This window comes from Streptomyces pseudogriseolus (genome assembly GCA_002154585.1).
Classification (GTDB): Bacteria; Actinomycetota; Actinomycetes; order Streptomycetales; family Streptomycetaceae; genus Streptomyces; species Streptomyces pseudogriseolus.
The window spans coordinates 1-2,810 of record MUNG01000587.1; the positions used below are offsets into that span (position 1 = coordinate 1).

Sequence of the window (2,810 nt, forward strand, 5' to 3'; positions counted from 1 at the left end):
GCATCGTGTCTCCTGGTGTCATATGCATGACAGCTAGGCGGGTCATCCGGGCCTCGGGGGCGCGGAGACACGTCAGGTGGGGGGCGGACGGAGCGGTGCACGGGCCGCCGCTCGCGGCGAAGCGCTTACTTCATTTCGTGATTTAAGGAGTGAGGGAAACGTGTGTCAAGAGGTTGGTCCAGTCCAAGTCGGAAACGGGCTGGTGAGTTGACGGCGGGCCGGACCGGGCTGGGCCGGGCCGTGGTGTGGGGGCACGGCCCCGTCAGAAGCCCAATGGGTGACTGGAAAGCCAGTCGGCATGCCGGTCGCGCATCCGGTCCCGTTCCTCGGGCGACGTGAGGAAGACATCGGCGCCGCCGTCGTAGGGGTGATAGAGGCGACGCATCTGAGCTGACGAACCGCCTCGGCTCATCACAACGGATCCGATTCCAGGAAGGTGCGCATCTCGATGGCAAGGCGGCGCATGTCTTCTCCAGGGGCATGGACGGTCGTCGTCTCGAAGCGCCACCCCTCGTCGTCGAGGAGCCGTTCGTGCAGCTCCCACGTCAACCGTACGTGTGATCCCGCGTGCTCGGCGGCCAGGGTCAAGTCACCTTCCAGTGACCGCCAGGTCCTGGTGCCGTTCCATCCTCGGAATCCCTCCGCCAGTTCGGCGAGGAAGACGTCGAGGCCGTCACCGTCCCAGGTCTTCACCATGACCTCGAGACGCGCCCACTCACCTTCAGCTGTCACGAGGAAGTCGCGCATCAGGTCATCGCGCACCTCCGGAAAGGAGCGTGTCAGCTGATGGAAGCGCAGGCTGATCGTTCGATACCCGTCGCCTCCGACGCGGACAACCGGGCAGGTGTCGTCTGCTTCCCTCACGTACGCAGCCTACGGACACGGGACCCCGTGCGACCAGCGGTTTGTTCCCCTCCTGGCCGCCCATCAGTTGCCTAAGTTCAACCTCGGCACCTTCCGGCGATTCCCGTACGTCAGCACACGCTCGAGCCCCGCTCGCAACGCGTCCAGGTCGACGCTCGGTGTAATACCCAACGGGATGATGCGAGAAGGGAGCTCCAACGCCTCCACGGCTTCGGTCCTGAAGCTCAGTATCAGAAGGTCAGGCAGCAGCGAAGCTCCCTTGAGGCCGCCGTAATGGACACCCCCACTCTCATTCACGACGCAGTAGCTGTCCGTCCCGTTCCTCACATTTTGCTCATCTGGCTGTTCAGCCACGAAGCGTTGGAGGTCGAAGTAGAAGCCCTTCTCCGCTGCATCCACTCCATCGGCGATAAAGACGGAGAAGACGCCCGGAACCTCCTCCCCGATCAGCAGTGTCGAGATGTTCCAATAGGGTGACAGGTTCCTCATGCGCCCCAGCTCTGCTCCGTACCAGCTCGTTGCCGGCCGAAGGCTACTCCCACCTCCCACCTCCCACTCCGCTTTCCTTCCTCGCGCCTGACAGGAATCACAACCCCGCGTACAGCGAAGCGCCGTCCGCCCCTCGGTGTGAGGGGCGGACGGCGCATCAGGCGTGACCGGTGCCGGTCAGCTCACGCGTTCAGCGGGCGCTGTCAAGAATCGACGCACCCGATCGTCCCCACCGGGAAGTTGTTGCCGGTGGACGTCGCCGTGAAGCCGAACGACACACTGCCGTCCGGCGCGATCACTCTGTTGTGGTCGGCGTTGCGTACCGTCACCGTGCCGTCCGAGCCGGTACTGAGGGTGCCGTTCCAGGCGCTGCCGATCCTCGTGCCCTGCCCGGGCTTCCACTGCACGGCCCAGCCGTTGAGCGGCGACGTGCCGTGGTTCATCACCTCGACAGAGCCCTGGAAGCCGCCGTTCCAGGAGTTGGTCACGCTGTAGACGGCCATGCACTCACCGGTGTGCGGGTCGGTCGGGTCCGGGTCCGGTTCGGTGCCGGGGTCCGGGTCGCCGCCCGAGCCGCGGATGCCGGTGACCTCGCCGTTGCCGCCGTCGAACACCACGTCGGAGCAGGAGAAGAAGTTCTCCTGGCTGTCCGAACGCACCCACTGCATGAAGATCAGCGCGTCACCGGAGCGGCCCGAGGGCAGCTGGAGGTTCCAGTAGTAGTGGCCCCCGTTGGCGCCGGGGGAGCCCTGCTGAGGCGGGTTGGTGACGGTCTGGATCAGCTGCAGGTCGTCCCACTTCAGCTGCGAGGTGGGCGACCAGCCGGGCTCGGTGATGTACACCCGGAAGTCGCCCGGGTGCGCGGCCCAGTTGCTGTACTGCACCTTGATCGTCGAGCCGGACGTCAGGTGGGTGCGCGGCCAGTCGGATCGGGCCGCGTTGTACGCGGAGAAGTCGTACGGCGACCGGTCGCCCGCGCTGCACAGCGTGCCGTCCGGGACGTAGCCGGGGCCGCGTCCGCCGGCCCGGGAGTCGAGGACGGCGAACCAGTTGTAGAGGGCCGTGGCGCCGCTCTGGTTGAGCGCGGCCTCGCAGGCGGGGTTGGTCGGGTCGAGTGCGCCGGTGCCGGTGATGGCGTCCAGCTGGCACAGGTAGGTGCGCGAGCCGGGCATCATCGCCACGCCGTGCGCCTGGGCTTCCGTCTGCCAGAGGAAACTGAGACCGAGCCCTCCGAGGAGGGTCGCCAGTACCGCTGCCAGAGAGACCAGTCTGCTTCTCAGAGCCATGGAGTCTCCAGTCCCGATGCTGAGTTCCTGAGCTGAGTTCTTCAGTGGTTCTTCAGGGTTCTTCAAGGGATGTGCGAGAGGGGTACGACAGGGGGTGGAACCCCCGCCCGGCCGGGGAGGGCGCCAGCCGGACGGGCGGGGGTTCCACCCCCTGTCGTACCCCTCTCGCAC

At 66.3% G+C, this 2,810-nt stretch carries 4 protein-coding genes; all 4 read right to left on the bottom strand.

Translation table 11 applies throughout. The features are described 5' to 3' along the window. Positions 1–262: 262 nt before the first annotated feature. Positions 263–412, bottom strand: a complete 150-nt coding sequence (locus CCN29_RS36565; RefSeq protein ID WP_442538649.1) for a DUF3885 domain-containing protein — start codon at positions 410–412, stop codon at positions 263–265. Further along, positions 412–864, bottom strand: a complete 453-nt coding sequence (locus CCN29_RS33160) for a DUF6228 family protein (RefSeq protein ID WP_039985934.1) — start codon at positions 862–864, stop codon at positions 412–414. The genes CCN29_RS36565 and CCN29_RS33160 overlap by 1 nt, the downstream gene beginning before the upstream one ends. A 63-nt stretch (positions 865–927) precedes the next feature. Continuing rightward, positions 928–1,353, bottom strand: a complete 426-nt coding sequence (locus CCN29_RS33165; protein WP_006129763.1) for an Imm10 family immunity protein — start codon at positions 1,351–1,353, stop codon at positions 928–930. Positions 1,354–1,556: 203 nt separating this feature from the next. Then, a complete protein-coding gene (locus CCN29_RS33170) occupies positions 1,557–2,639 on the bottom strand; it encodes a lytic polysaccharide monooxygenase (protein WP_031022924.1) in 1,083 nt (360 codons plus the stop codon). Positions 2,640–2,810 lie beyond the last annotated feature (171 nt).

What these genes read in the sequence shown, in the direction of transcription:
- CCN29_RS36565 (WP_442538649.1), bottom strand. Translation starts at nt 412, where the DNA reads ATGAGCCGAGGCGGTTCGTCAGCTCAGATGCGTCGCCTCTATCACCCC.
- CCN29_RS33165 (WP_006129763.1), bottom strand. Translation starts at nt 1,353, where the DNA reads ATGAGGAACCTGTCACCCTATTGGAACATCTCGACACTGCTGATCGGG.
- CCN29_RS33170 (WP_031022924.1), bottom strand. Translation starts at nt 2,639, where the DNA reads ATGGCTCTGAGAAGCAGACTGGTCTCTCTGGCAGCGGTACTGGCGACC.